The following is a 24,636-nucleotide window of genomic DNA, read 5'->3' as shown; positions in this document are numbered from 1 at the left end:
AATCCGTCGGACCGGAATAAACCTCGCATCAACCGACATAACTTCGGTGCTTTAGTATTGGATTTTTGGCACGTTGACGAACGCTCTGAGTGTCGCGAATGATTGCGGTCATGGACGAAACTGAAGCCTAGGAGAACTCTCCCAATGCGCCGCGAATTGCCGCCCCAGTTGTCGACCTCCCATCGTTCTCGCCCCGGCGACATGACGCTCCCGGACGTCTTCAAACTTTACAACCTGTCCCTGAACGTGCCCGTCGACCGCTTTTGCGAAGTCGCTGGAATTGGGACAACCAGATTTTATGAGCTAATGAAGGACGGCGTGATCCGCGTTCGAAAGAACGGACGCCACACGACTGCTCCTGTGGAAGATTTGTTCCAGCTTCTGCGCGGCGATCAAGCCGCCGCCTAACCTTCCACTTCGGCGCGCGCGGTTCCGTCCCGCGTCAGCGCCGGCGCCGACCCGGCGGACGTACCCGGGCGGCGCTAGCGGCGGCGCGCTGCGGTCTCTGAACCTTTCCCCAGCGCGCCGCCCTTCATCCAGCAGATCGGGAGTTGACCGATGAAGCGCCGACGCAAGGCAGTTCCTTCAGCGCACATTTACGCGTTCCCGTCGGCCCGCCACCGTCGGATCGTCGCTTTCATAGCCGCCGAAATGCGCAAGCGACCGTGGGCTGACCACGCTGAGAAATTTCTGATCGAGCACCTTGACATCGAGTGGGGCCGGCTCGCTGGGCTGGGCATCACCGATGCCGAAATCGAACAGCATTGCCACGCTTTCGCGAAGGCCGCTTGGCAGATCGTCTTCGCAGATCGTCGGACTTGGAGGGCAGCATGACTGAACGGGCCGTGTCGCGCGCCGTGCGCAACGCCCGGCGCGAAGTGGCGCCGGCTCAGGAAGGCGATCCCCGGCTTCATGTCCGCATCGCCGAGCCGAAGGCGAAGGTCTTACTTTTGCCCGGCCGCTTCCGGGACGCCGCTTACATCAAGCGCCACGTCGAATTCGTTCTGACGCGACCTGCCGAGCAAGGCGAGCAGCATGTTCGGCAAAATCTAAACGCGATCCGTCGGACACTGGATGAAATAGGCGTTGATCATTTCACCATCGACGCGGAAGTCCGGCGCATCGAAGCAAAGGTCCGCGCCGAACTGTGGCGGCAGGTTCTGACGCCGGGCGGTGACCAATGAGCACCGCTGCCGCACGCCGGCTTACCGGGCCGCGGTGGCGCGCCTAGAGCAGGCCCGGGCGCCGGCCGCTGAACAGTGGCCCGAACCGCCGCCTTCGATCGTGATCACGTCCGCGGCCGACCGGCGGGCCTTCCAAGGTTGCTTTGAACAAGCCGAAGGGTTCGAAGGGCAGCCGCTCTATCGCACGATCGTCGATGCCAACGGGACGGTCCACCCCGACGCGGCCTGGCTCAACCTGCTCAAGCCCGATCGTCTCCGCATCGCACTCGCCGCGGTCCGGGGTGGATACCGAACGTTGGGGAGGCAAGCGGGCTAGGGAACGACTGGAAGGGGACCTGACAGCGCGAATTGTTGCAGCGGAACGATACGGAGCCCAGTGCGCCAGAGCTATCGAAGTCTCCGGTGTCGAAGCCGCGAAGGACGCAGCACACATAGAAGCAAAGATAATCCATTATTTGCTGTATAGAATTCGCCAGCACGCGCCGCTTACCGTCTCAGGAATGTTGATCTTGGTGCGCGGCATGATGCTGTTCGAGGAAGTGCAGAAGAGCAACTATTGCGGCGGCGAACAGGGGCGAGGTCTGCTTCTGGGCCGCGAGTTCGCAAGTGCGGTCCTTCGCGTCGCCGGAATTGCGGCAAAACATCGTCGAATGGGGCGGCGGCTTCCGCCGCCGTCCTCCGGGCCATCTTTACGAAAAAGGTCAACCATGGGCGAGCGAAGGCGAAGACGAATGATGATGGCATACCATGAAGCGGCCCACGCAGTGCTGGCTCGCCGTCAAGGCCTAGCATGCGCGGAAATACGTATGTCAGGATCGGTCGGAGCCTTAACCGCCTCGGCGTCTTATGAGAGTGGAGAAGCAGTAGAAGCGAAGATTGCGGGGTACGAGATCGATGGCGCTGTAGCATTAGCAGGACCAGTCGCGAACGTTCGTTTCTCAGGGCGTCCCAGCTCGTTTTCTGACGGCGCCGAAAGCGACTTGCAGATTGCACAAGCGGCGGCCGGTTCTATTGCTCTACTGAAATCTGGCCAGTCGTTGCCCGGCGCTGGGAACGAGGAGCTTGAACTTCCCCCGGACGTCCTTCGGCAGGCGAACGACATACTGGCCGTCATCTTGCAGAATTGTGAAGCGTTGGTCGACGAGCACTGGGCCGAGATTGACCGTGTAGCGAAAGTCCTAATGCACCGCGATCTGATTACGGCCAGTGAACTTGACCAGCTTATAGCCGAAACACCCAGCTGAATTGCATGTACCAAGCTGACCGCTCTGAACGCATCAAGGCTTTGGTGAAGGTCGCTCTAGCGATCCTTCCGGAACGCTGCCGGTTTCATTATCCAAGCGCTCGACGGCCGGACCCGCGTTTACGACTTCCGATACAACCATATGGCGCTGTCCTTGCGTCGGCAGATCGACAATCCAGCGCACACCAGAAAACTCGAAATTAGGTTCCAGGGCGAGCGGATGTTGTTTGCGGAGTGGACCGACGATGGCTTTACCAAACGGTCATATAGGTCGGGTGTTGGGAAGCGCGGCTACGTCGGTACGAACGAGTACCCGCGCTGGCCGGGCGGGTCAAAGCAGCGACATGAAGCGCGACCTACCATACTGGCCGGCGGCGCTGCGGCTGGGTCAAGCCGCGAGCTATTGCGGGCTGTCGGCCCACATGTTGAAGGCCGTCTGTCCGATCAAGCCGATCGAGTTCACGCAATCAAGCCGCGGCAATCGGTATCTGCGAGCTCGGGCAAAACCATGCCTGACCAAGGTCGCGTTCACTTCGATCTAGGTAATCGTCAGGCGACGTTCTATCCCGAAGTGGCGTCTGATATCGATGTCGTGGTTCGCTTGCTCTACTTGGTGGAGGTCATCAGCGCGAAGCCGACGACGGCCAAGATCGCGACCGGGGCAACCACGACGATCAGTTTCAGGAAGAACGTCCCGGCTATGTCGATCGCCGGGGAGAACTGTTTACCGGCGGTCGGGGAAATCCAGCCGATGACGATGCGGATCGCTAGAAGGAGGATCGCGCCGGCGAGAGCCAGGATCAAAATGATTGCCAATAGCAGCCCCCCCCTGCAACACTCCGGAGGCGGCCGGGTTTGGCACCGACGGACACTACACTCGTGATTGCCGCGAGGAATTCCCCCGCGGTGGTTCCTAGCGGCGCGCCGCGGTGGCGCTTTTCCGCGTCCCTGATCTGGCGCGCCTCATGGAATTCTTGGCGGGAGATACCGACGTCGGCCGCTGTCGGCTTGCTAGCGTTCCGGGTGGTAACTCTAGGCAGATTATCTCCAAGACGCGCAACCTCACCCCGCGCTTGCGCTGCGTCATATTCGTCGGCAAGCCGACGCTTTGCCCGCGCCTCGATATTAAGCGCATCGCCTTGCGTGCGGTAGGCGGCGCAGATCAGTTCGTCGTGGGCCTTCTTCGCCTTCGCAAGCCGCGCTTGAAGCTTCGCTGCAGTGTAGGCAAACGACAGCACGGTCGCAGGCGTCGAGTTCATCGACCGAGAATGCCTCAACCTGCGCAGCTGACATGGTCGGCGCCTTCCGTTGCTTGCCGTGGCGGCCGGTTCGTTTTGCAACTGGTAACTGCTTTCCAGTTGATCGACGGGCTTTCGCTACGATTGGGTGACTGACGCCGATTTCCGCCGCGATAGCGCGGTCAAACTTCTCCGGGTTAGCAGCGATCGCTTCCGCCGTGCGCTGCGCGGCAGGGAGGTACGGCGCGCGGCGCAGAACTCCGTTGAGCCGCCCTCACAGGCCATGATCGCCGCCCGCAAAGTTTGATGGAGCGACGGCTCTCAAAGAATGGAGATGGCTGTTGGCTGCACTGCAACGCGTGATGGCGCGCGCGACTAGGATGCAAAAGGACAGAGCCGGCTCCGGAAATCTGAACAGGGCGATAAGTGGAGTTTCTGCCTGACGGCGGGCAAGATTGGCCCGCGAATCAGGAGAGACGATGACGAGACGCGCACGCCGGAACCACACACCGGCTTTCAAGGCGAAGGTGGCGCTGGCCGCTGTCAAGGGCGACCGAACGATGGCTCAATTGGCCGAGCACTTTGACGTTCACCCCAATCAGATTACGGCATGGAAAGCCCAACTGGAGGGTGGAGCTTCCGGAGTTTTTGGACCTGGCGGCGCCGCGCCCGCCGTGCCTGCGATCGACGTGAAGTCGCTGCACGCCAAGATCGGAGAACTGACGCTGGAGAACGATTTTTTAGAAGGAGCGCTCACCAAGGCGGGATTGCTGAGCGCAAAGCGATGATCGACCGTGAGCACGATCTGTCGATCACCAGGCAGGCGGAAGTTTTGAAGATCAGCCGCGGCAGCGTCTATTACCTGCCGCGTCCGGTATCGCCCGACGACCTCGCGCTGATGCGGCGGCTCGACCGGTTGCATCTGGAGTTTCCCTTCGCCGGTTCGCGAATGTTGCGAGGCCTGCTGGCTGCCGAGGGGAGCAAGATCGGCCGCCGGCATGTCAAGACGCTGATGCGGCGGATGGGGATAGAGGCGCTGTACCGCCGTCCGCGCACCACCAAACCTGAGCCCGGGCACAAGATCTATCCGTATCTGCTGCGCGGCGTGGAGATCACGCGCCCGAACCAGGTCTGGGCAATGGACGTCACCTACATCCCGATGGCGCGCGGCTTTGTGTATCTCGCTGTCGTCCTCGACTGGGCGACCCGCCGGGTCCTGTCGTGGCGGCTCTCGATCACGATGGAGGCGGCGTTCTGCGTCGAGACACTGGAGGACGCTTTGGCGCGTCACGGCAGGCCTGAAATCTTCAACACGGATCAGGGCTCGCAGTTCACCGGCTCGGCCTTCACCGGCGCGCTGGCCAGCAACGGCATCGCCATCAGCATGGACGGTAAAGGAGCTTGGCGGGACAACGTGTTCATCGAGCGGCTGTGGCGCAGCGTCAAATACGAGGAGGTCTACTTGCGGGCCTACGACAGCGTGTCCGACGCCCGCGCCTCGATCGGCCGATACCTCGACTTCTACAATGGCCGACGTCCTCACTCGAGCCTTGACGGCGGCACACCGGATCAAGCTTACTTCAACCCGCTGCCAATCCGCATGGCGGCCTAACCCCGGCAGAGGCTCCACTTATCGACGCGGAGATTCTGTTCAGACAACCGGGACCAGCTCTGACAGGTCCGCGCTCCTATCGCTTGCCAAGGGGGTCTGATATTTTGTCGCGTGCCGATCTTTTTGATCCATATTTTTCGAAGACGCTGCAAATTCGATCGTGCCCCGGTGGGAAGTTTTATTCATGCAAAGTGATTTAAGCTGCGCCGAGCGTCACGCGGCGAGTACCGCTGAGGTCGAAGAGTTCGCAGCCGAGCCCCTCGCGACCGGCAGACCCGTAGCTGCAAACGATAACATTGAGGACGGGCCGTGGCTGCTCGTTCCATTTCCTGACGATTGGTGCGCGATGTGTTGAAACATAGTCCAAGAACCTAGCCCCTTCGCGCGGGTAGCGTCGCGACGGTAGAATGTTCGTAGACGACCGCTGACTAACAAGAAGGCACAATGAAATTTGCCGAGAGCAGGAACACTATTGATCGCAGCGAGGTTTGTTCTTCATCAGAGGCTAGGCGTTGCGGAGTTCTCTTCCATGGCTACCCAGATTGTAATGGACAGCACAGGCGACAGCAGACATTTTTTTGAGCAAGACGACCTCAAGGGGCTCGCCGAGGCCGAGCGGCGCTTCAAGATGTTTACCGGCCGGGGATTTACCGCTGCCACTCGGACCCCGGCCGGCGATCTCAAGCTGATACGGACATTTGATGCAACAGCGGAGGAAACGCTGTTCTATCCGCACTTAGTCGGCGGTTAGAACCGTCGTAGCACCGAAGATGTTTTTGTTCGGACGCAACGTCGCGCAGGGCGCGCGTTTGCGCGCCCTGCGCGCGCTCTATCGGAGCTTCAACGAGCAAAATGGCCCGGAAGCGCGTGCACGCCGTCTTTTGCGGGAATGGTTATCTCCAGAACAGCGCGCGCAATTTGATGTCAATGGCTTTTTTGAAGTCACTGGTTCTCTTACCGGCCGTCGATACCGAATTCATCAGGGCACCATGAGCAATGTTTTGGAGCTGGATGAAAAATTGGAGCCTAAGGTGGGATGGTGCTTCCTCCCCGAACGGGCGTTGGCAGTTGGCGATGTGATGCTCGCCCAGAAGATCGCACTCGAAACCGACGAAGCCGCGGTTCTCGCGACCGCCAAGTCGTTTTCTCCGAGACTGCCGTTTGTACCCGGAGCGGTGCGGCGCGCTCCCTAGATCTGATCATGGGCGGGGCCGCCGGACGCGAGACGAGGACGACTTCGCGACTGCATCCAGCATCGGCGCCGCCGGCGGCAGGCGCAAGGACGTCTGTGCGTTAGTGTTACTTGGGCTGCTTGACGGCGCCTGATGGCTTCGCAGATGGGGACCGCGAGGCGATCGCTTCAACCTTTTGTAGCGTTCGTGCGAACTCAGACCGCAGATGTTGGACGTGCGCGACGTCCCTCGGCTCTGACAGAAACGCGATCTTCACGAGGAAGCGGTTCAACAGCGACGCTATTCCAAAATTTTCGGAATGTTGCGAACGCAGTACGGTGAGTTGCCGACGCATCTCGACGAGATCAAGCGGTTCGTGGTCCGGCTGCTTTTCCAAACGAAACCGCCTGCAATCAAACGAAGCGCCGCGTCGAATATGTTGGCGCGACGACTTCGCCTTGGGTGGAGCCGGACGGGCAATGTCCGGCGCTCAGAAGGTAACGCTTCGCAGCGATGCTGCAATCGAGTTGCAGAATTAAGCTTGATGCAGCGAGATCAGGTTAATTCTGGAACAGCCGTGCTGCCGATCTATAGCTCCCGTTCCGTCGCCGGGTGGCTGCGGTTCTTCACCTTGATCCAGTGCTTCTGCCGGCCGCCACGGTGAGGCCGATCGCGATGCTTGGATACCAGCCCCTCAACACCCATGCGATAGCGGCCCGGAATAGCTCAGGGCTGATCTCGCCGCGATCGGGAATGCAGCGTCTCAATCACGGGAGCCGTATTTCGTAAGCCGAGCTGGCCTTACTCCCAGCCGCGCCGGCCTATTGGTCCTTCTGCCGAATGCTCGCGGTGGAGGCGGGCCATCTCGCGATTGGGCCGCTTCATGAAGGCGCGCTCGACGCAAACGCCGGCTGTGATTGAAGCGGTCAGTGCAAGGGCGCAGGCGAGGTAGCTATTCATGAAATCCCACAAAATGTTGCTGCCCGCGACTACAAGAAAAGTGAGTGCCATGACAGTATCGCGAAATGCCCGAACCATGTTGCCCTCAACTGATTGGCGAGGCTTCACTTAGCATTGCAACCATGACGATCAGCGGCGTCGATGGGATATCCGGCGCTGTCTTTCTGCACGGAGTGCGCGCTCGCTGAACCAACCGGCCAGCAGGACCGCAAAAGCGGCAATCTCGCCGGCGGCCGCCCATCGGATCAGCGAAGCCCGGTCGTCTGCTGGCATCGCCGCGAGCGCATCAAGTTCGGCGCCCTTGTCCAGCGATGTACCGGCGAGGCGGTCTAGATCGGGGCCTGGCGCCTTGGCGAAGTCGGCGCAAGCGGCAGCCCGATAGGCATCGCCGACGGCGAACCGCCTACTGCTGTGGATCGCCGATGTCGAACGCGCCTAAACGGTAATCTTCGCCCAACGATTGCTCAGTCGTTGGCCCCACAATCAAAGTGAACGTCGCGTTGGGATAGCGCGTCCACACTTCGATGTCGTCTGACGTAACGGTTAGATAGCCGAAGAAGCATTTGTAACGGCCGGGCTCTGTCATGCGGCCGATCTTCTCCCAATTGATCTTGTTAACGCGCACGCCCTAGCTCCACTCGTTTTCGGGGAGCGAGCCGGGCGGCGGTTTGAGTTCTTCTAGGCCGGCTTCGATAGTTGTTATTTCGTCTTGGACGGCCTGAACAGCGTTCGCGGGATCGATGCCGGAGACAGCGTGTAGTTCGCCCAGCATCTTGCGCCGATGCGCGAGCAGGTCCGTCAAGGCACGTCGGTCCCGCACCTTCACGTAGCCGGCGACGATCATTTCCATGGCTGTTGACACTGCGTTGCCTCCACTGCGCCTTTGAGTTATCGTGGCCGGCTAAGCTCCAACAGACCGGCTTCCGTCATACGATATTCGACGCCTTTGCCCGTTGAGCGTCGCTCCATCCATCCGTTTCGTAAAAGAGCGAGCGTCGTTCCGGGGCTGTCGGGAAGCTTTAACGAAGACACCCAATCGCGGTCACGAAGACGATCGAGAAATTGCCGGTGATAGTGCTTAAAAAGCGACCTGCGCTTTTCTTGCCGACGGCTGTCTCGCAGTATCGTTTCAGGCGGGAGTTCGGTTTCCATGCGGTTTGTTGCCATCGCATGGTTTACGATCACTTAACGACCGGGAACAGCCGGCAATCTTTTCTAAATGGTTCATGGTTGTTGTTTTGCGGCATGGGAGGACGCATCTGCTTGGTTCGTGCCCACTGTCAGGCGAAACTATGCTCGCCTGGTCCATCGAGGTTGAATTGCATCCGCTTGTAGCCGATAGCATCAAGTCGACCGATGACCAGCCCGACTGCCAGAAGGGGAGTTTTTGACCTTGCTCAAGGCGGTTTGAGACAAGGGCGCTTAGAACCCAACACGCAGCCGAACGGCGCCGCCATGACGTTGCTGAGGTTGTGGGCCCGGGTTCCTAGGAATACCGAGCCCGCCTTGTTTTACCGGCTCAGGTGGCGGCCGCGATCCGCCGAGAGATGCTCCACATTGGCATTGAACTTCCGTTACGGCGCGCAGGCGCCGCGGTCCCAGCTGGGCGCGTGTTTGGCGTCGGTGCCGGCCCATCCCAAGCCTGCATGTTGGGCTGGCCGGATCAATAACCAGTGTGCAACATGACCGGGCTGTCGAGTGCCGGCAGTCCTACGGCCCCGCGCTGCGGTAGGTGCGGACCCCGAAACGCGGGGGCGACTTGGCTATCCTGTCCAACTTCCCTAGCGGCTTGGAAGCGGCCGCGGGCTGCATGGACTGTCGCAGCGGCGCTGTCTCGGTACTCGCCCGGCGCGCTTCACAAGAACGCCGGGTGGCCGGCCCTACCGCGGGCCGAAGTGGGAACGCCGGCGCGCATACCGATCACGTCAACCCGGATCGCGCGGGAAATAAATCAGCCACATTTCGCAACGGCCTTAGTCCCGTGCCGGCGCCCACCCGGGCGACACAAAGACCGAGAATGGTCCCGACGCTGCAACCAATGATCGGAAGGAAGCACATGTTTCTATGATGAACAGCACCGCATCACCTATCTCCGCATGCTTGATGCCGATGCGGAAGGCGCTGACTGGCGCGAGGTATCGCGGATCATCTTGCGCATTGACCCGGAACGTGAGCCAGCGCGCGCTCGGCCCGCGTTCGAAAGCCATCTTGAGCGCGCGAAATGGGTCGCTGACAGTGGGTACCGTCGGTTGCTGCGGCAAGGATGGCCTTCGGCTGCTGAAAGGGCTAGGTCACGACAATGGCCGGCGGGCATCGCTGCCGCCGGCCATCGCTTTGCGCTACCTGTGGCTGGGGGGCTGATCGGCAGCGCTGATGGTAAGCCTGCCGAACCCCGATTAACAACCCGTTAACCAATTCGGGCAGGCTCTGGCTATTTCGCGGGCAACAACGCGGCGGTGTGCTGGGACCTGCGTTGAACCAGTTCAATGCTTTCGCAGCGGTATTGCCACATCCACGACCACGCCTCCGCCGTCTCTGGTGAACGCCTGACACCCGACTGCTGCGTTAGGAGAAGAGCAACGCTAGCTTGTTCGCCGTCGTCCTTGAGTGCGGTTCTCTGGCATCGATGAGCCGCCGCCTGCAGTTTTTTCGGATCGACACCCGTGACCGCGCTTCCTGCCGTCGCGGCGAGGGCAAACCAATCATTTGACGGGAAGCCGCTCGCGTTACAAACTTTGGATCGCAGATTAAGACCCTGTCCGGCTTCTTGAAAAAGACACTGCCGCCGGAGGCCGAGAAGTGATCGAAATGCGTGTTTCCCGCTCGATGATCCGAGCCGTTATCTCCCTGCATTCCGGCGTCTCGGCGGACCGCTCGCCGGCAATCGCGGCTGTGAGCCGGCATTCCGAGAAAATCATAGCCGTGAAGAGCACCGCATTTATGCCAACGAGAAGCCCGAGGCCCATGCCAAACAGACGGTGCACTTCTAATCTCTTGGGCTCACTAACTTTGTATCCGAAGCCGCGCCGACTATTCGCAACTTCTCTATCGGCGCCTCCGTTGTATCGGCAATCTCATACGTTTTATTGCTGCCGGAATATAGAAATACGACGGCTCCCGTCACGTCGGGCAGGTGCAAGAAGTAAGCGGCTTTTTCGACCGCGCTACGTCGAAGGAAGCGCCTCGGAAGGGACTTCCCTGAGGAGGAAACCTTCAACTCAACGATTACCTTCTCCGTAGAGCTCACTCCCGTTGATCGCTCGACGACGATATCAGCCTCTCTATCAGAGAACAGTTGGCTCTGTTTGACCCTAACACCTGGCACGCCGCGCAGCGCACTGACGAGATAGCCCGCAATAGTGCCCACCGTACGAAGATAATGCGGTCTCAATTGATCGCGAGAAACCAAAGGGTCATCTGTATGTCCTTGAGCAAATCTGAGAAGGGCGCTCGTAACTAAGTCAAGCAGCGGTGTGCCTGCCGGGTCGTCGGGGTGGCGGCAGGCTCTCGTGGGTCCGCCGCAGTGTCAAAAGGAAGTTTCCGTCGATCTGATCGCAAAGAACGATGGCGAAGACCGTGACAGATACGATTGCCATCAGGCCTTCGTCCTCGTCGAAATCGAGAGCGTAGTCGTGCGTGGAATGGGTTGCGCCATTCGGTCCGGTAACGCGTAAATTGATCCAACACTTTCTTTCGAAGTAGATCAGCCTGACCGAGGAACTCCTCGATTTTGTGGGGCGCGATACGCGACGGGTCCTTGCCAGCGAGCACTCGGTAAGCTTCCTTAACCCTCAAAAGCTTGATTGCAGCGAAAGACAACATCGGTGAATAGTGTTTGGTCTGGCTCGGATTGTCCTCGCTTGTAGTGCTTGATGGCGGCATCAATATGCGCCATCACCGCCTTTAGGCCGATTTTATAGGGGCCTGCAGGCAGATCTTTGATTTTCTGATCGAGAATTTCTGAAGGTCCATCGAGGCACTTCCTCTTACCAAGCGATGGCATCTTCGTTGCAATTCTGGTCGTGCTGGCGTGTCGGCTAACGCTCGGGGAGGAAGGTTTCCGTGCTTGGGGGTGGCGTATCCCGTTCTTGCTGTCCGCACTTCTCGTCGTGTTTTCGATCAATCTTCGTCTCAAGCTGAGCGAGTCGCCGGTTTTCGAGCAGATGCGCCAGGCCGGCAAGGTCTCGCGCGCGCCGGTTCGCGAAAGTTTCGGCACGAGACAAGGATTTGGTTATGCGCTGTATGCTCTCTTCGGCGCGACGGCGGGTCTGGGATGCGTGTGGTACACCGGGCAATTCTACGCGCTGTATTTCCTGCAGAGCGTTCTCAAGGTGGATTTCCTGACGGCGAATGTCTGCGTCGCCATTGCCCTAGCCATCGGTACGCCCCTGGTGGTCGTGAGCGGGGCCTTGTCAGACGGCATCGGACGTCGTCCGCTGATCGTCACCGGACTTCTGCTCGCCGCCGCGCTGTACATTCACATCTACATGGGCGTTGCAAGCGCCACGGCTGCGCACAACTACGTGGCCGTCACCGCGCTATTCCTGGCGCGACTCGTCTTGGTAGTGCTGGTGTATGGGCCGAATGCCGCGTTTCTCGTCGAGCTCTTTCCGGCGCGGCTGCGATATACCTCGCTGTCGCTTCCGTATCCCATCGGCACTGGCATACTCGGCGGCTTCGTTCCGCTGATCAGCCTCTCGCTCGTCAGCTACACCGGCAACCGGCAACATCTACCCCGGCCTGATCTATCCCATCGCGATCGCACCAGCAAAAATGCAGTTACAAGTTGGATAGGCCAGACTCGCCCTAAGTCGACCTCATGAACCCTGCCCGACGAATATGGAAGCTGTCATGAGCAACGAAAGTGCTCACGTGAACACCGAGATCGCGTCCGACGCGCCTCTCTACAAGACCTCGATGTGTGCGTTGTGCGGGCTCATTTACAACGAGCGAGACGGATGGCCTGAAGAGGGCATTCCGCCCGGCGCCCGCTGGGAGGACGTGCCCGCAGATTGGATCTGCCCCGACCGGCGTGCTGGCAAAAGTGAATTCGAGATGACCGAGGTCTGAACCAAACCGTTGATGCTGCGCGACCCTATGGTGCACGGCGTCCCACAATGCCAAAGGAGTTATCATGTACGTCCCTCCGCACTTCGTTGAGGCTCGCGCCGAGGTACTTCACCATCTCATTGAAAAAAATCCGCTCGGCATCCTCTTTACCAACGGGAAGAGTGGGTTTGACGCGAATCATATTCCCTTCGAGCTGCATGCGCACGAAGGTCAGCAGGGCGTGCTTCATTCGCATGTCGCTCGTACGAGCCCTATTTGTCAGGATCTCGCCACCGGCGATGAGGTTCTGATCGATTTCCGCATTCATGAGGCGAAACAGGCCGATCCTTGGAAGATGACCGACAGCCCCAAGGACTACATCGGCGAGATGCTCAAGATGATCGTCGGCGTCGAGATCGAGGTCACACGCCTCATAGGCAAGTCGAAGCTCAGCCAGAACAAAGAGGTCCGAGATATTGTCGGCGCCGGCTATGCCCTAAAGGCACAGGGAACAATGTGATGGGCGAGGCAATGCTGGCCGCAGCCATCAACACGGAGCAGGCTTCATAGCCAGTCAATCAGCTGTGCTACCCTCCACTCGTTGGCAGCAGTGGCAATCATCTTCCGCGAGATCACGCTCGCCTCGATCGCTTCAATTCGGCGATGCGTCCTGATCCATGAAGATCAGGCGTGCCGGATGTTGCTTTGCCGCGAACAGCTGATCATTGGTGATGAGCCCGGTCTCGAGGAGGGTGTCCAGAACCAGGTTTGCACGCTCACGCGCATTCGGAAGAGCAACATGCGAAGATAGATCTAGTGGCGCATTTATCAGGCCGGCAAGCAAGGCTGCTTCGCCAAGTTCGATATCCTGAACCTGCTTCTGGAAATAACTCTGCGCAGCTTTACTGACGCCGAAGATGCCGCCTCCGATCTGCACACGGTTTAGGTAGATCTTCAGGATTTCATCCTTGCTGAGCCGCCATTCGAGCCAAATTGCGACAAGCGCCTCCTGAATCCTGACCTCCAAATTTGGTTGATCTGAGGGGAATAGAATTCTCGCAACCTGCTGGGTAATGGACGATCGCACGGCCTGTGTGCCCGGGGCGGCATGCAATGAGAGCGCGATCGCGGTAAGGTCAAAGCCGAAATGGCTATAGAAGCGGCGATCCCCGGTTGCCAATGTCGCCTTGACTAGGACGTCCGGAAGCTCCTTCACTGAAATCGAGCTGTAGGTCGCGCAAGCGCTGGTCAGACCCGTGCGACATTCCGGCAGACAGAGTGTGGGATCGTCGCCCTGGCTCCAATCCTGATCACCTGTTTTCTGAAAAACGGGGTTTGCCACGATCATTAACACTATGAGGCTGATGAGCCCGAATGTTAAGGCCTCCGAAAGCGGATCGATGATCGTACAGCGCAAGGATCGGGGAACAAGCCTTGCACCGCGCATAATCGACGAGCCACGCGTGGCTCCAGCCATCATACGATCTGGGATTGGGGTTCTTCTTCGCGGTATCATCTGACTCACTTGCGTTTCAAATTGTTCTGAACTTAGCGCGTCGAAACGCGTGCTGCCTGCGGCACGCCGCTCCGTTCGGACGTCCGCGCCAGACAAAGCATCTGTCGTAGTTCTGGAGCCGCGACACGCCGCAGCACAACGTAAGAACTCGCGCATCAGCTGCACCTTGCCGAGGGTGCCGGCAGCGAATTCTGCAGGTGAGAGGTGAGCCCGTGTGAATTTGTTTAGCCCTCGCGGGCTATTGTCGAGCGCTTCTGGTCCGCAAGATCTGCTTCTGGTTGCCAGCACGCGGGTTGCTCGAGCGAGTTGCGCGACGGCGGATGACTGCTGCAACTCTCCGCGGAGTGGGCCGTAGCCATATGCAGCCGCGCGCGCTCTCGTCGGATGCGAAAGCGCCGAGTACGGACGCCGTAGCCAGCCCCACCGGCGGCGACAATCGAAAGGACAATAAGAGCTGCCACCATCATCTCAAGCACGCCTCGCAGATCCTCAATGTCCCGCGCCTGCACCTTGAGGCCGGAATGTGTCTCGGGTTCGGAGAATCGAACCGGTAGTTAGTACAACTTGACGCTAGGTACGATTCAAGTGGTGTTAAGGTCCAGCTCTCGATTCAGTCAGGTATCGGTTTGAACCGCCCGGGTTTGTCGGACGCTCCAACTCCTGAGAGGATGGAGCCATGACGAGCAAGACGAGGGACAAATTGTCACCCGAGGTCCGAACCCGAGCGGTTCGGATGGTTCTGGATCTCTCCGGCGAGCATCCTTCGCGCCGGGCGGCGGTGAGATCGGTTGCGGCAAAGATCGGCGGCACACCGCAAACGCTTCGTGACTGGGTCAAGAAGGCGAGATCGACAGCGGGCAGCGGACCGGCGTTCCGACTGAGATGGCCGAGAAGCTGAAGGCCCCGACGGAAGAACCGCGAGCTCCGGCAGGCTAACGAAATCCTACGGAACGCAAGCGCCTATTTTGCGATGGCGGAGCTCGACCGCGGGTCCAAGCCATGATCGCCTCTTGATGATCCATCGTGGGCGCATGGGGGTGAGCCGATCTGCAAGGTCCTGCCGATGCGCCCCCTCGACCTACCACGCCGATGCGTCCAAGCGGCGCGATCCAGCCAAGCGGCTGAAAAAACAACGCCAACGCGCGAGTTCATAACAAGTGCAATTGTCAACTCACATCAAGATCGTCCCGATTTAACCGATTTGGCGAGGAGCCCACATGCAGCGTCTTTTGTCCGACAAGAAAGTCGCCTGGTGCCGAGTCATTCGATCAGTCCTGGTTAATCCGCCTGCAGCCTGCACCCCGCGCGTCTGGCCCAACCTTTGCTGTAGTGATGGACCCACTGTAGATCTGCATGAAGCTGACCACCGAGTTTCAGGAGCGCGGTCCGGCACGGTCTCGCTGTGCGGTTGACCGCGCTTTCGGTGCGGGAGGAGAGCTGCTCTAAAATTGGGATATGATGACGAAGAGGGCGTCGATGCAGAGTTCTCGAGTGGTCGCGCCGGAGACGAGTTGCACGTTGTGGGCATTCGCTGCGCATTAAGCGGCGCGATCCCAGATAGGAGAAGTATGGATCGGATCCCTTCGGGTAAAGGCTTGCCAGAGCCCAACACGAAATTGTCTCATCTCGGTCGCGCGCCGGCTGAACACGCCGGGATGGTCAATGTGCCTGTCTATCGAGGTTCCACGATCGTTTCGGAAAGCCTCGAAGAGTGGGATAGGCGCAAGCAGAATCCAGTGACGAACTACGGACGATTCGGCTCACCGCTGTCTCGCGCTCTCGAGGCTGCCATTTGTGAACTGGAAGGCGGGTATCGTTCGATCTTGTTCCCTTCGGGGCTCTCTGCGTGCTCCCACGCGCTTCTCGGGATCCTGAAGGCCGGGGATCATGTTTTGATCTGCGATAACGTCTATGAACCGGTCAGGATATTCGCGAACAAGGTTCTAACTAGATTTAAGGTCAAAGTGGAGTACTTCCATCCCACACAACCTTCGGATCTACTCGCGAAGATTGGAGCAAAAACGCGAGCTGTGTACCTGGAGTCCCCGGGGTCACTGACGTTTGAGGTACAGGATCTTCCCGCGCTGTGCGCGATCGCGCATCATTCGGGTGCGCTCGTGCTCATGGACAACACTTGGGCGACGCCGCTCTATTTCAAACCCTTTCTCCATGGCGTCGACATTTCGATCCATGCCGCGACCAAGTATATCGTTGGTCATTCCGACGCCCTTCTGGGCATTGCTACTGCTAACAAGGAAGCGTGGCCGTTCCTGCAGCCAAGCGCTCATCATTTCGGGGAGATCGCTGGGCCAGATGACATCTATTTAGCTCTTCGTGGACTGCGGACACTAGCCGTTCGCATGAGGCAGCATTGCGAAAATGGCATCAAGCTGGCTCAAAGCCTGGAAGACCACCCGGCAGTGGGCCGGGTTCTACACCCTGCGCTCCCAAACGATCCCGGCCACAATATTTGGAAGCGGGATTTCTTGGGTGCAAGTGGCCTGTTCGGCGTCGTTCTGAAGGCTATGCCCAAGGCCCAGCTTTCGGTTTTCTTCCAGAAACTGCGCCTTTTTGGAATCGGATTGTCGTGGGGTGGGTACGAAAGCCTTGCGCTGCCTGTCGATGATCCTCCACGAACGGAAGCTAAGGTTTCATTTGATGGACCGTTGATTCGTATTCACGCCGGCATCGAGAGGCCGAGTGATCTCATTGCGGACATGCATCAGGCGCTGCAAGCCGCCTGCGAACACTCCGTGAGCGACGCTGCTTACCAGGATGAGAGCAGAGACGGGTGATTTCAAGGGCAGTATTGATGGTGCGAGGAGGCCGATAAGAGCGACGCTTGGGGGCGCTATCGCAACCATGCGTACGGCTTCTGTCTGTCAATGTGCGTGAGCACAACGCCCATGTGTGCGGTCGGTTGGATCTCATTTAAGCCGCAGGCCATTGCCGTATTCGGATGATTCGCTTGCCCAAACATGTCCGGGTGCTTTTCAACACGAGCGCTTGGCAATAGGCGACCGCGCAACCGGGAATCTCCGGCTTTCCGTTCGGTTATGGCGCGACCGCAAACGGGTATATCGCAGCGGATGCATGCCATTTCTGCGTCTAATTGCCTCTGTGCCCTATGACGCGGGCGCCGGGTCTACTAGCTCGGCTGGCCCCCGGAGCAGAGGCGCGGAGGCTGACCCAAGGCGTAAACGATCGTTCGCGTACTTGGCGATGCGACATACATTCTTCAGCTAGCACCAACAAGGTTGTCTCTCTTGCGACGAATGTCCGAATTGTAGCAGTGAACGTGGCGCCCAGTTCTCCAACACTCCTGCTTGCGGCAGTGCTCCTGCCGCCTCAGCTGGGACGACATTTGCTGGACGCTTCAGGTCCGCCTCCTCCGGAAGAGGCGCATGCACAATGTTCTCTATCGAGCAGCTACCCGGTCTCAGCCAACTCGATTGCAGCTCGTGACGAGAAGTATGACTGTCGCGTTCGGTCGAGCACTTCGAAGCAAGATGAGGCCGAAGTGGCGCAGGGCCCTGCCCAAATCGATCCACTCAAAAGACGCAGCACCGGATTGCCTAAGTCGGTGGCGGGAGGCACCAAATGGACCTATTTTGCTTCATCGAATGCGCAAAACAGAGTCGATCTCCCGAGGTGTTGTTCGATCTGCTTGTGAGCTGCTCGAGCGAACAGGGCTTCAGTCAAGTCGCTTACGGGGCGCTGACGGACGCGGAGCCGACCCGCCGGCCAGAGTATCTGCCAGCCGCCGTGACGGTGAGCTTTCCTTCCGCGTGGCGCGAGCGCTATGCTGAACGCCGATACAATGCCATCGATCCTGTGGTTCGGTAGGACGATGCAGTCGGCGCCGTTTCTATGGGATCAACTCGCTCACAAGATCAATTGCAACCCGGCGAAGTGCGTGTGTTGAACGAGGCCAAAGAGGCGGGTCTGAAGCACGGCGTAACCGTACCACTGTTCGGACCATTTGGACGGCTATGCGTCGTATCCTTTGCATCCAGGTTCGACGATGTCGACCCTCAGTATCGCCTCAGTCGTCTCAACGCATTGGCTTGGCAGTTTCATCATGCATTTACAGAAATCGCGCCCTCATCGGAGAGCAAATGCCATATGAAAGTGGCCCTATCCAAACGAGAAAAGGATTGCCTCCGCTAGTGGAAGAGGGGAAATCATCCTGGGAAATCGGAGTCATCCTGAGAGTCAGCGAGAATACGGTGAACTTTCACCTGAAGAACGCGATGCGAAAGCTAGAGACGAACAGCCGTACCCATTGCCTTGCCAAGGCGATTCGCCCCGGTCTAATCTGACGTTTCGGCGCCGCTGCCCCGTACCGACCTATGTCGAAGTCACGAGCGATCGATCTGACCAGCGTGGCAACATGACAGCGAGGACACGTTCAGCCCAAGGTGCAGAAGATGCTGTCGCCGCGAATAGCTGACACGCCTGTCGTCTCGTCGTCTTCGGGGGCATAGATGCGTATCCCGCCGAGGGTTGGTCGAGTTTTCGAGGCGGGAGAGGTTCGTACGATCGCCTAAATCCGACGTGGACTGGCCATAACGGTAGACCATTCGGCGCATCGATGACGCGCGTGCGATCACAGTGATCTTCGCAAGCGTGCTTGGTTGTGGATGCCGATACCCATCAATATGGGAGCGGTTTTTGGGCCTGGATTGCGGCAAGCTAGTCGCCTGGGATAACGGTATTGCTTGATGCAGCAAGCCTGCCCTTGCAAAAACAAGCCCCGGCCATGGGCCGGGGCTTCCGATTCTTCGTTCGTACTGCTGATCAATATTTCAGAAGAAACGGGCCGCCGAACTTATAATTGAGCCGGGCAGTCAGAAGATCGAAATCCTGGCGGACGCGATCGGTTCCGCCTGCGGGCGCGGCGAAGTGCACCGCTCCGGGCTGCATGAATAGGTGGTCGTACTCGAGGCTGACCGACCAGCTCGGCGCGAAACCGTACTCAATCCCAGCTCCCAGCGCACCACCCCAAAGAATGTGGTCGCTCTTCCCAAGCTGCGCGCCCGTGAGGGTCGAGCTAATCTGATAGGTATTGCTCGTCACTGCGGCACCACCTTTGGCGTAAAATAATACGTTGTCTACGGCATAACCGATCTGCCCTGTTATCAGGCCGAACGCATCAATCTTGGTCTGGTTGATATCCGCAAACGCGACGCTGTCATTCGAGCCGGTCAAACCAGCCCAGTTCCCCTGGCCTTCAACACCAAGCACGATCTGGCCCGTCTGCCTTCGATACCCGATCTGGCCACCCACAGTACCGCCGGTCGCATCATGGCAGCCCTCAGGTGTGCCGCCATTGAAGTCCCAGCAATTCGCGCTTGAGCCCAAGCCGCCGTTCAAGCCGACGTAGTAGCCGCTCCAGTCATAGATCATAGCCGCAACAAGCTGCGGAGCTTTGCCATAGAGAGGCTGGACGGGCTGCGCAGCCAGATCCGCGCCGAATGCGGGCGCAATCGCGCCGAGCGCCACAATGCTTGCAGTCGCGAGCAACAAGTTCTTCATTTCTACTCTCATGTCTTGAGTGCCCCGAGCCTCGCGCGTCTTAACAACATCCGCACGGATAGCTGTAGCTGCACCGCAACATTTCGTCGGAAAGGAATGCTTGAACCGAACCCTGCGTCAGGTTGCGGCGTTGCGGATCACGCTTCGCAATGCTCTTTCGCGTGCGAACCAGATTGCGTGGCGTCGGCGAAAAGCGTGCTGCTGATCTCAGCGGATGAAGCGCACCGCAACCCACACGAGGCCCAGCCACACCGCAACCGAAAAGAGCAAAGCGCCTTGCAACGCCCTTGCTCTTATCCTGTGACGCCACCGAAGGAGCTGCGATGAGCAACCGGTGAAGCGCCGACCCCGTACAACAGATATCACGTCATCGTAATCTGCGAACCGGAAGTGAGAGCGATGCTTTCGAATATACGCCAGCCGCTCAGTGGGTGAGAGGCACTGCGCCCACACCTCCGATGCCTCATCATCGAAACACGCGCTGTTCTCCAGGACCTCGGCGAGGCGCTCGTCGGGTTTCATGATGCATCCGCTGTAGTGACTATCGCGGACCGAGTTCTAGGAGGGGAGCCTAACCTTGGAAACCTCTCGGTTTAGGTAGGCGAGTTAATTCGAAGTCGTGCGGTGGCTCTGGATCAGCCTTCTGGCCCAGTGCAGATGGACACGGGCATTGAACCGGAGTAGATGCCGCAGGAGAGTGAAAGGTGCTCCTTGTGGATGGTGTGCACCAGCGCTTGTTAGAATTCGGTCCGGCAATGGCTTCCGCGCATGCTAAGATCACACAAACGTACGTTGCAAGGTCCAGGGCCGGTCGCGAATACACGGCTGCCGATCCGATCATCCGTGAACGGCCGGCTCGCCGTCGTCACCGTCAGTGTCTCGGGTCAAATCGGCCAGCAGTCGCACCTTGCACCGCGCTGTTGGGACTGACTGCACGCGCGTGCCCTCCACGCCGCCTCCCGATTTTGTGCTCGACGAACTGACGGCACCCGGCGTTCGCCCTCTTATGGCAGATCGGCAATTGCCTTGCTTGAGCAAGGCCGAATGCCGCATTAGGAACCACGGCGTGCGGGAACTCGGAGCGGCGGCGGAGCAGAACTGCCGGAAGCCCTGACTTGCGAGAGACCTCAGGCAGGCGGCAAGCGCACGCCGGTCCCTCGTTGAAGCAGGGCACGACGACATCCACGCTCGGCAAGCACCGATCTTGACCGGGTCGTACGGCGGCAGTGAGGCGCCGATCGCTGGAGCGGGTCCTGCATCAACGCGTCTTGGGATGAGCGCTGCAGATACCAACTTCGTTAAAGGGATCCTCAGCGCGGCGCGGTTCACTGGTCATGAACATCTTCATTGCAAAGTCGAGCGACCGGTATGCTCGATCGCGGGCCGCCTGCGGCAAATCAGGAGTTGCGTCAATCGCAGCGCGCGCGTCGCTCATAATCTTATCTTTTGCGGAAAGAAGCTTTGCATCTAGGATTACATGAAGCGTCTCTCGAACTTCAGGTGAGATCGCGCTATCGCCATCGATCAATTCTCGAAATTTCCAAAATATACGCTCGACTGCTACCGTCGACCCGAGGACTGACATTAGCCTTGGTGACATCATTGGCCATCTCCTTCTCCAGCCTGAATCTCGGACTATCCCAGCGAAATTAGACCTGTCCGCGTCTCGCACCGGCGCGCGAGGCGACCCTGAACAGGCGAATGACTGGGATACATGTCGGCTGCTACACCCCAGCCCGCGTGAGACGGACGTTCAAGATATGCTCAGCGGAACTCGCAAGGTGCGATTTGCGAGCAAGGCACTTCTCTTTCCTGCGCTCCAAGCCGTAACTCGGTAGCGTGCGGTGGCTCACGTGCAAAACGGAGGGTATGCGCCGCTTCCCATTTGCCACAATACATGCAGCGGCATCGGAGTTGGACTTCTGCCACGCGCGCGTTTTGTGATTGCCTGGGTGCATCGACATCGAGCCTGCCGATCCCGCGACGGTGTGTTGGTCGTGCGCCACGTTGACCTCTCGATCATCCCTTGATTCTCCATTGGTCATCGGGTCGAGCGCAGAAAGGGCGGCAACTTAAACGCGCAGATCATTTTCACGTGCTGGATTCCGTATCTCGGATTGGTTCGTTTCGGCTACCATAACTGTCCTCGCCACTGCACGGCTATGCTGTGCAAACCGTGCATTTCACCCACCAGCGGCCACCGCGCTTCTCCGCGCGCAGCTTGCCGCGGCGGATCCGAGAGAGCACCCCTTCGGGGCTTATGTGGTTCATCGCTGCGTATCGCTGAACAGTGAGGTAGTCCTCATGCAGAGGCGGAGGGGTGCTAATTCCGTGCGCAGCCAGCAGAATGCGCAGCGAAGCCAACTCCGCCAGCACGATCTCGAGCTTACGCGCGATCTCGTCCATCTGGTCGAAGCGCTGCCGGGACCGCGTCACGACAGGCCCGCCCGTGCGATAAGCCACATCTTGGATTCGTGTGAAATGCGATCGACGAACTGGCGCGCCAAAGCGGGATGAGCGTGAGCCAACTCACCTGGCCAAGCAAACCACTGCGCGGGCAATATCAACGCATGCAAAATGGGAGACACGGCGTTTATTGCCCTCGAGACTACAACTTGGTGATGTAGTCGAAAGGGTCTCATGCGCGTAAGAGCCACTTGAGCCATAAGAGCGGCCTGACAAATGCATCCGGCTGCGGTGCTCATGGGCCTCGGTGTTGCCATTTATTGCATGGTCAAGGGCGAACTGCTTGGAATCGGCTCACCATCAGTGCTCTGCCGCCATGAGCTCGGAGTGAATCGCAGTTGCTGTGTTGAGGCAGGCATCCAGTGACAGAGATCCAAAGGCGAGCTGACAAAGGAGATAGTTGGCGCCTGCCTCTTCCACGTGATCGAGAAGGGTTTGGCGCACCGAAGCGCGGGATCCGACAACGCACAGTTCACTCTCAATTGCGGCATCCAACGTTAGGGGCAGGTTGCATGGAGGCGGGATGTCATTGAGGTCGTACAAGAACTTAAAGCTCTTGAGCCAGGTTTCGTAGGCTGGCGCGGCGAGGGAGCGGGCGGCTGCTTCAGAGCTGGCAATTACGACCATGCGGAGTAATGCGAGAAATGGTGCTGAACCGTTGGTGTCATACTTCGCGTTTCTATGAGCGCGATAGCGATCTGTTACTTTGCGAACGGCAGAAGAGGGTCCCATGCACGCCAGATTAGCGCCATTCGCCGCCGCCCAATGCGCGGACTCTGGCCGATTTGTAGCAATCCATGTCGGGGGACAAGGACGCTGGTGAGGTGAAAGCGTCAAAGGGACGTCGCTCAGCGCAAAATGTTGCCCTTTGTACGAGAGCGGGCCGCCATTCATCGCGTTAACGAAGATTTGGGAAGCTTCCTCGTAACGGCTAGAGGCAACATCGGCTCCAACCCCAAAATAGCTCAGTTCGATCGGGAGGGAGCCGCGACCAAGGCCGACCTCGACTCTGCCGCTGCTCAGGTGATCCAACATGCAGATCTCCTCGAATGCCCGCAACGGGTGGTAGAGGTTGAGCAGCATGACCAACGGACCAACGCGAAGTCGCCGTGTGCGTTGTATGACGCTTGACAGAAACAAGTTCGGCGATGGACCGCGTCCATGGGGGGTGCAATGATGCTCTGCCAGATGATAGGCATAGAAACCGAGCCGGTCGTAGGCCTCCGCCAGCGCGAGGCGGTCCGCGTATTGCCTGGCGATATCGGGACCGTCCTCGTCAAGATGATCAAAAATGCCGCAGGTCAGGTTTGAGGGAAGAACGTTTCTCACTCAGTTATCTCCTATAGAGAGGACCGGAGTCCGCTAGGTTTTTGGGGTTCAAGAAGCGCTCGCTGGCGTGCATATGCCGCGAAGCCGTTCTCAGCAGCTCGCAATGCGTCGACCGGACAATGACTGACTGAGGCCGGTCGCGAAGCTGCATCATGTGTGGGTCCTGTTCGATGACGAACGGGGATCTGTGACCTGAGTGGAAGGGTTCACTAGCCACGGCATCCCACTTTCTTAAGAATGCTGCCGACAGCCGCAAGAAACGCATCCATCTGGCGCTTTGTACCGATGCTAACCCGAATGCACTCTTCCAGGCCGGGATCCGGAAAGAAGGCAACGAGGACGCTCTGGTCTTGCAATGCCGCCTGCCACCATCTGCCACCCTGGCCTACCGGCACACGGGCGAGGAGGAAGTTCGCGTGGGAAGGCGTTACGGAGAACCCAAATTCCGAGAGGGCGGCCGCTACGCGCTGACGCTCAAACCTGACGTGGCGATGGTTCTCCTCGTAGGCGTCGCGATGCGCAAGGACGCTCATGCCTACGGCATGAGCGACCACATTCATATTAAAAACATTCTGGATGTTGCGAAGCCGCCCAATCAGCTCGGGATGGCCGAAACCGAAGCCGACGCGAATGCCAGCGGCGGAATGACTCTTGGAAAGCGTGCGCAGGACCAGAAGATTCGAATGGCGCTCAATGAGGCGTAGGCCGTCCTCAGGTGCGAAATCGACATAAGCTTCGTCCAATACGATCAATCGGTCAGACCGTGTAACGAGGCGCTCGATCTCAGCGACCGGAACGAAGGTTCCGGTCGGATTGTTCGGATTGGCCAGCAGAATGAACTTGGCATGTTTAGCCGGACCGAAAAGCAGCTCGTCCATCGGCAAGCAGTCGGGTTCAGACCAGGGAATTTCAATGAACCGGGCCCCTTGCAACATCGCAAGCTTGCGATTGAATGAGAAGCCGGGCGACATCATTGCGACGCCGTCGCCCGGGGCAAGAAAGGCTCTGTAAATGAGACTGAGGAGTTCAGACGATCCATTGCCAGCCATCACACGATCAGTGGCAATCCCATAGGCCGCTGCGGCCGCTTGTCTCAAGCTGACATTGTCGTCTTCTGGATAGCGGTATTGCACCTCAAGAGCTGCAATCGCGCTTCGCATCACGATGGCTGGCAAGGGAAATGGGTTCTCATTCGTGTTCAGTTTCACGGAAGTATTGTCGCGCGTAGGCCGCCCGGACGGCAGAGCATCCAATTCGCGAGCCACCGGCGAGAGCGAGGAAAGCATATTTTGCAGTTTTGTATCCAATTTGATGTTCTCCCTTTCGTCG

The 24,636-nt window shown here is 58.8% G+C and carries 22 protein-coding genes, 2 pseudogenes and 1 other annotated feature; of the genes and pseudogenes, 13 read left to right on the top strand and 11 right to left on the bottom strand.

Translation table 11 applies throughout. From position 1 onward, the window contains the following. Window positions 1-144: 144 nt before the first annotated feature. On the top strand, window positions 145-408 hold the full coding sequence (locus IVB32_RS30805) for a hypothetical protein (protein ID WP_247412394.1): 264 nt from the start codon (window positions 145-147) through the stop codon (window positions 406-408). A gap of 177 nt (window positions 409-585) precedes the next feature. Here the strand turns inward: IVB32_RS30805 and IVB32_RS30800 are convergent, their stop codons facing one another. Further along, window positions 586-765, bottom strand: a complete 180-nt coding sequence (locus IVB32_RS30800; RefSeq protein WP_247412391.1) for a hypothetical protein — start codon at window positions 763-765, stop codon at window positions 586-588. 53 nt (window positions 766-818) lie between these two features. Here IVB32_RS30800 and IVB32_RS30795 point away from each other — a divergent pair, with 53 nt between their 5' ends. The 3 genes from IVB32_RS30795 (at window position 819) to IVB32_RS30785 (ending at window position 2,428) form a co-directional block, all read left to right on the top strand. Beyond that, window positions 819-1,184 (top strand): DUF6074 family protein, encoded by a 366-nt coding sequence (locus IVB32_RS30795; RefSeq protein ID WP_018455442.1) that lies wholly within the window; start codon window positions 819-821, stop codon window positions 1,182-1,184. Then, on the top strand, window positions 1,174-1,500 hold the full coding sequence (locus IVB32_RS30790; RefSeq protein ID WP_247412388.1) for a hypothetical protein: 327 nt from the start codon (window positions 1,174-1,176) through the stop codon (window positions 1,498-1,500). Before IVB32_RS30795 ends, IVB32_RS30790 begins: the two co-directional genes overlap by 11 nt. Before the next feature lie 205 nt (window positions 1,501-1,705). After that, complete coding sequence (locus IVB32_RS30785; RefSeq protein WP_247412386.1) at window positions 1,706-2,428, top strand: hypothetical protein; 723 nt, start codon at window positions 1,706-1,708, stop codon at window positions 2,426-2,428. Between the two features lie 605 nt (window positions 2,429-3,033). On the opposite strand, the gene IVB32_RS30780 is transcribed toward IVB32_RS30785, so the two are convergent. Continuing rightward, on the bottom strand, window positions 3,034-3,243 hold the full coding sequence (locus IVB32_RS30780) for a hypothetical protein (RefSeq protein WP_247412383.1): 210 nt from the start codon (window positions 3,241-3,243) through the stop codon (window positions 3,034-3,036). 901 nt (window positions 3,244-4,144) lie between these two features. Here IVB32_RS30780 and IVB32_RS30775 point away from each other — a divergent pair. The 3 genes from IVB32_RS30775 to IVB32_RS30765 all read left to right on the top strand — a co-directional run bounded on the left by IVB32_RS30775 (window position 4,145) and on the right by IVB32_RS30765 (window position 6,470). Beyond that, window positions 4,145-5,277 (top strand): IS3 family transposase gene (locus IVB32_RS30775; protein WP_247412382.1). Its coding sequence is split into 2 segments (ribosomal slippage): window positions 4,145-4,400 and window positions 4,400-5,277, totalling 1,134 coding nucleotides; the frame shifts between segments, so codons are not numbered across the junction. A gap of 529 nt (window positions 5,278-5,806) precedes the next feature. Further along, window positions 5,807-6,028: a hypothetical protein gene (locus IVB32_RS30770; protein WP_247370772.1), complete on the top strand. Its 222-nt coding sequence runs from the start codon at window positions 5,807-5,809 to the stop codon at window positions 6,026-6,028. Window positions 6,029-6,047: 19 nt separating this feature from the next. Beyond that, window positions 6,048-6,470: a hypothetical protein gene (locus IVB32_RS30765; protein ID WP_247412381.1), complete on the top strand. Its 423-nt coding sequence runs from the start codon at window positions 6,048-6,050 to the stop codon at window positions 6,468-6,470. Between the two features lie 1,342 nt (window positions 6,471-7,812). On the opposite strand, the gene IVB32_RS30760 is transcribed toward IVB32_RS30765, so the two are convergent. After that, on the bottom strand, window positions 7,813-8,034 hold the full coding sequence (locus IVB32_RS30760; RefSeq protein WP_247296010.1) for a hypothetical protein: 222 nt from the start codon (window positions 8,032-8,034) through the stop codon (window positions 7,813-7,815). Window positions 8,035-8,037: 3 nt separating this feature from the next. Further along, window positions 8,038-8,271 (bottom strand): hypothetical protein, encoded by a 234-nt coding sequence (locus IVB32_RS30755; protein ID WP_026232951.1) that lies wholly within the window; start codon window positions 8,269-8,271, stop codon window positions 8,038-8,040. A 1,201-nt stretch (window positions 8,272-9,472) separates the two neighbouring features. On the opposite strand from IVB32_RS30755, the pseudogene IVB32_RS30750 reads away from it, so the two are divergent. After that, window positions 9,473-9,673 (top strand): annotated as a pseudogene (locus IVB32_RS30750) (DUF2285 domain-containing protein); the annotation flags it as partial. Window positions 9,674-11,193: 1,520 nt separating this feature from the next. Here IVB32_RS30750 and IVB32_RS30745 read toward each other — a convergent pair. Then, window positions 11,194-11,412, bottom strand: a complete 219-nt coding sequence (locus IVB32_RS30745; protein WP_157642942.1) for a hypothetical protein — start codon at window positions 11,410-11,412, stop codon at window positions 11,194-11,196. 85 nt (window positions 11,413-11,497) lie between these two features. On the opposite strand from IVB32_RS30745, the gene IVB32_RS30740 reads away from it, so the two are divergent. The 3 genes from IVB32_RS30740 (at window position 11,498) to IVB32_RS30730 (ending at window position 12,978) form a co-directional block, all read left to right on the top strand. Continuing rightward, window positions 11,498-12,232: an MFS transporter gene (locus tag IVB32_RS30740; protein WP_247412380.1), complete on the top strand. Its 735-nt coding sequence runs from the start codon at window positions 11,498-11,500 to the stop codon at window positions 12,230-12,232. A 94-nt stretch (window positions 12,233-12,326) separates the two neighbouring features. Further along, window positions 12,327-12,479, top strand: coding sequence for a rubredoxin (locus IVB32_RS30735; protein WP_026232952.1), 153 nt, complete (start codon window positions 12,327-12,329; stop codon window positions 12,477-12,479). A gap of 64 nt (window positions 12,480-12,543) precedes the next feature. Then, window positions 12,544-12,978, top strand: coding sequence for an FMN-binding negative transcriptional regulator (locus IVB32_RS30730; protein WP_247412379.1), 435 nt, complete (start codon window positions 12,544-12,546; stop codon window positions 12,976-12,978). Window positions 12,979-13,110: 132 nt separating this feature from the next. Here the strand turns inward: IVB32_RS30730 and IVB32_RS30725 are convergent, their stop codons facing one another. Then, window positions 13,111-13,938 (bottom strand): transglycosylase domain-containing protein, encoded by an 828-nt coding sequence (locus IVB32_RS30725; RefSeq protein WP_247370777.1) that lies wholly within the window; start codon window positions 13,936-13,938, stop codon window positions 13,111-13,113. 712 nt (window positions 13,939-14,650) lie between these two features. Between IVB32_RS30725 and IVB32_RS30720 the strand changes: the two are divergent. Beyond that, window positions 14,651-14,941, top strand: a pseudogene (locus tag IVB32_RS30720) (transposase); the annotation flags it as partial. Beyond that, window positions 14,932-15,047, top strand: a sequence feature (AL1L pseudoknot). It overlaps the preceding pseudogene by 10 nt. Before the next feature lie 375 nt (window positions 15,048-15,422). Continuing rightward, window positions 15,423-16,769: a cystathionine beta-lyase gene (gene metC, locus IVB32_RS30715; protein ID WP_346731117.1), complete on the top strand. Its 1,347-nt coding sequence runs from the start codon at window positions 15,423-15,425 to the stop codon at window positions 16,767-16,769. A gap of 2,005 nt (window positions 16,770-18,774) precedes the next feature. On the opposite strand, the gene IVB32_RS30710 is transcribed toward metC, so the two are convergent. The 5 genes from IVB32_RS30710 to hisC form a co-directional block, all read right to left on the bottom strand. Continuing rightward, on the bottom strand, window positions 18,775-19,512 hold the full coding sequence (locus tag IVB32_RS30710; RefSeq protein ID WP_018455462.1) for an outer membrane beta-barrel protein: 738 nt from the start codon (window positions 19,510-19,512) through the stop codon (window positions 18,775-18,777). A gap of 1,258 nt (window positions 19,513-20,770) precedes the next feature. After that, complete coding sequence (locus IVB32_RS30705) at window positions 20,771-21,115, bottom strand: hypothetical protein (protein WP_247289248.1); 345 nt, start codon at window positions 21,113-21,115, stop codon at window positions 20,771-20,773. Between the two features lie 557 nt (window positions 21,116-21,672). Then, window positions 21,673-21,948, bottom strand: coding sequence for a hypothetical protein (locus tag IVB32_RS30700; RefSeq protein WP_247412375.1), 276 nt, complete (start codon window positions 21,946-21,948; stop codon window positions 21,673-21,675). Between the two features lie 330 nt (window positions 21,949-22,278). Beyond that, complete coding sequence (locus tag IVB32_RS30695; protein WP_247412373.1) at window positions 22,279-23,307, bottom strand: LLM class flavin-dependent oxidoreductase; 1,029 nt, start codon at window positions 23,305-23,307, stop codon at window positions 22,279-22,281. 209 nt (window positions 23,308-23,516) lie between these two features. Beyond that, a complete protein-coding gene (hisC, locus tag IVB32_RS30690; protein ID WP_247412444.1) occupies window positions 23,517-24,593 on the bottom strand; it encodes a histidinol-phosphate transaminase in 1,077 nt (358 codons plus the stop codon). Between the last annotated feature and the right edge of the window lie 43 nt (window positions 24,594-24,636).

The organism is Bradyrhizobium sp. 23, assembly GCF_023073295.1.
Lineage (GTDB): Bacteria > Pseudomonadota > Alphaproteobacteria > Rhizobiales > Xanthobacteraceae > Bradyrhizobium > Bradyrhizobium canariense_D.
This window is presented reverse-complemented; position numbering and strand designations above follow the sequence as displayed.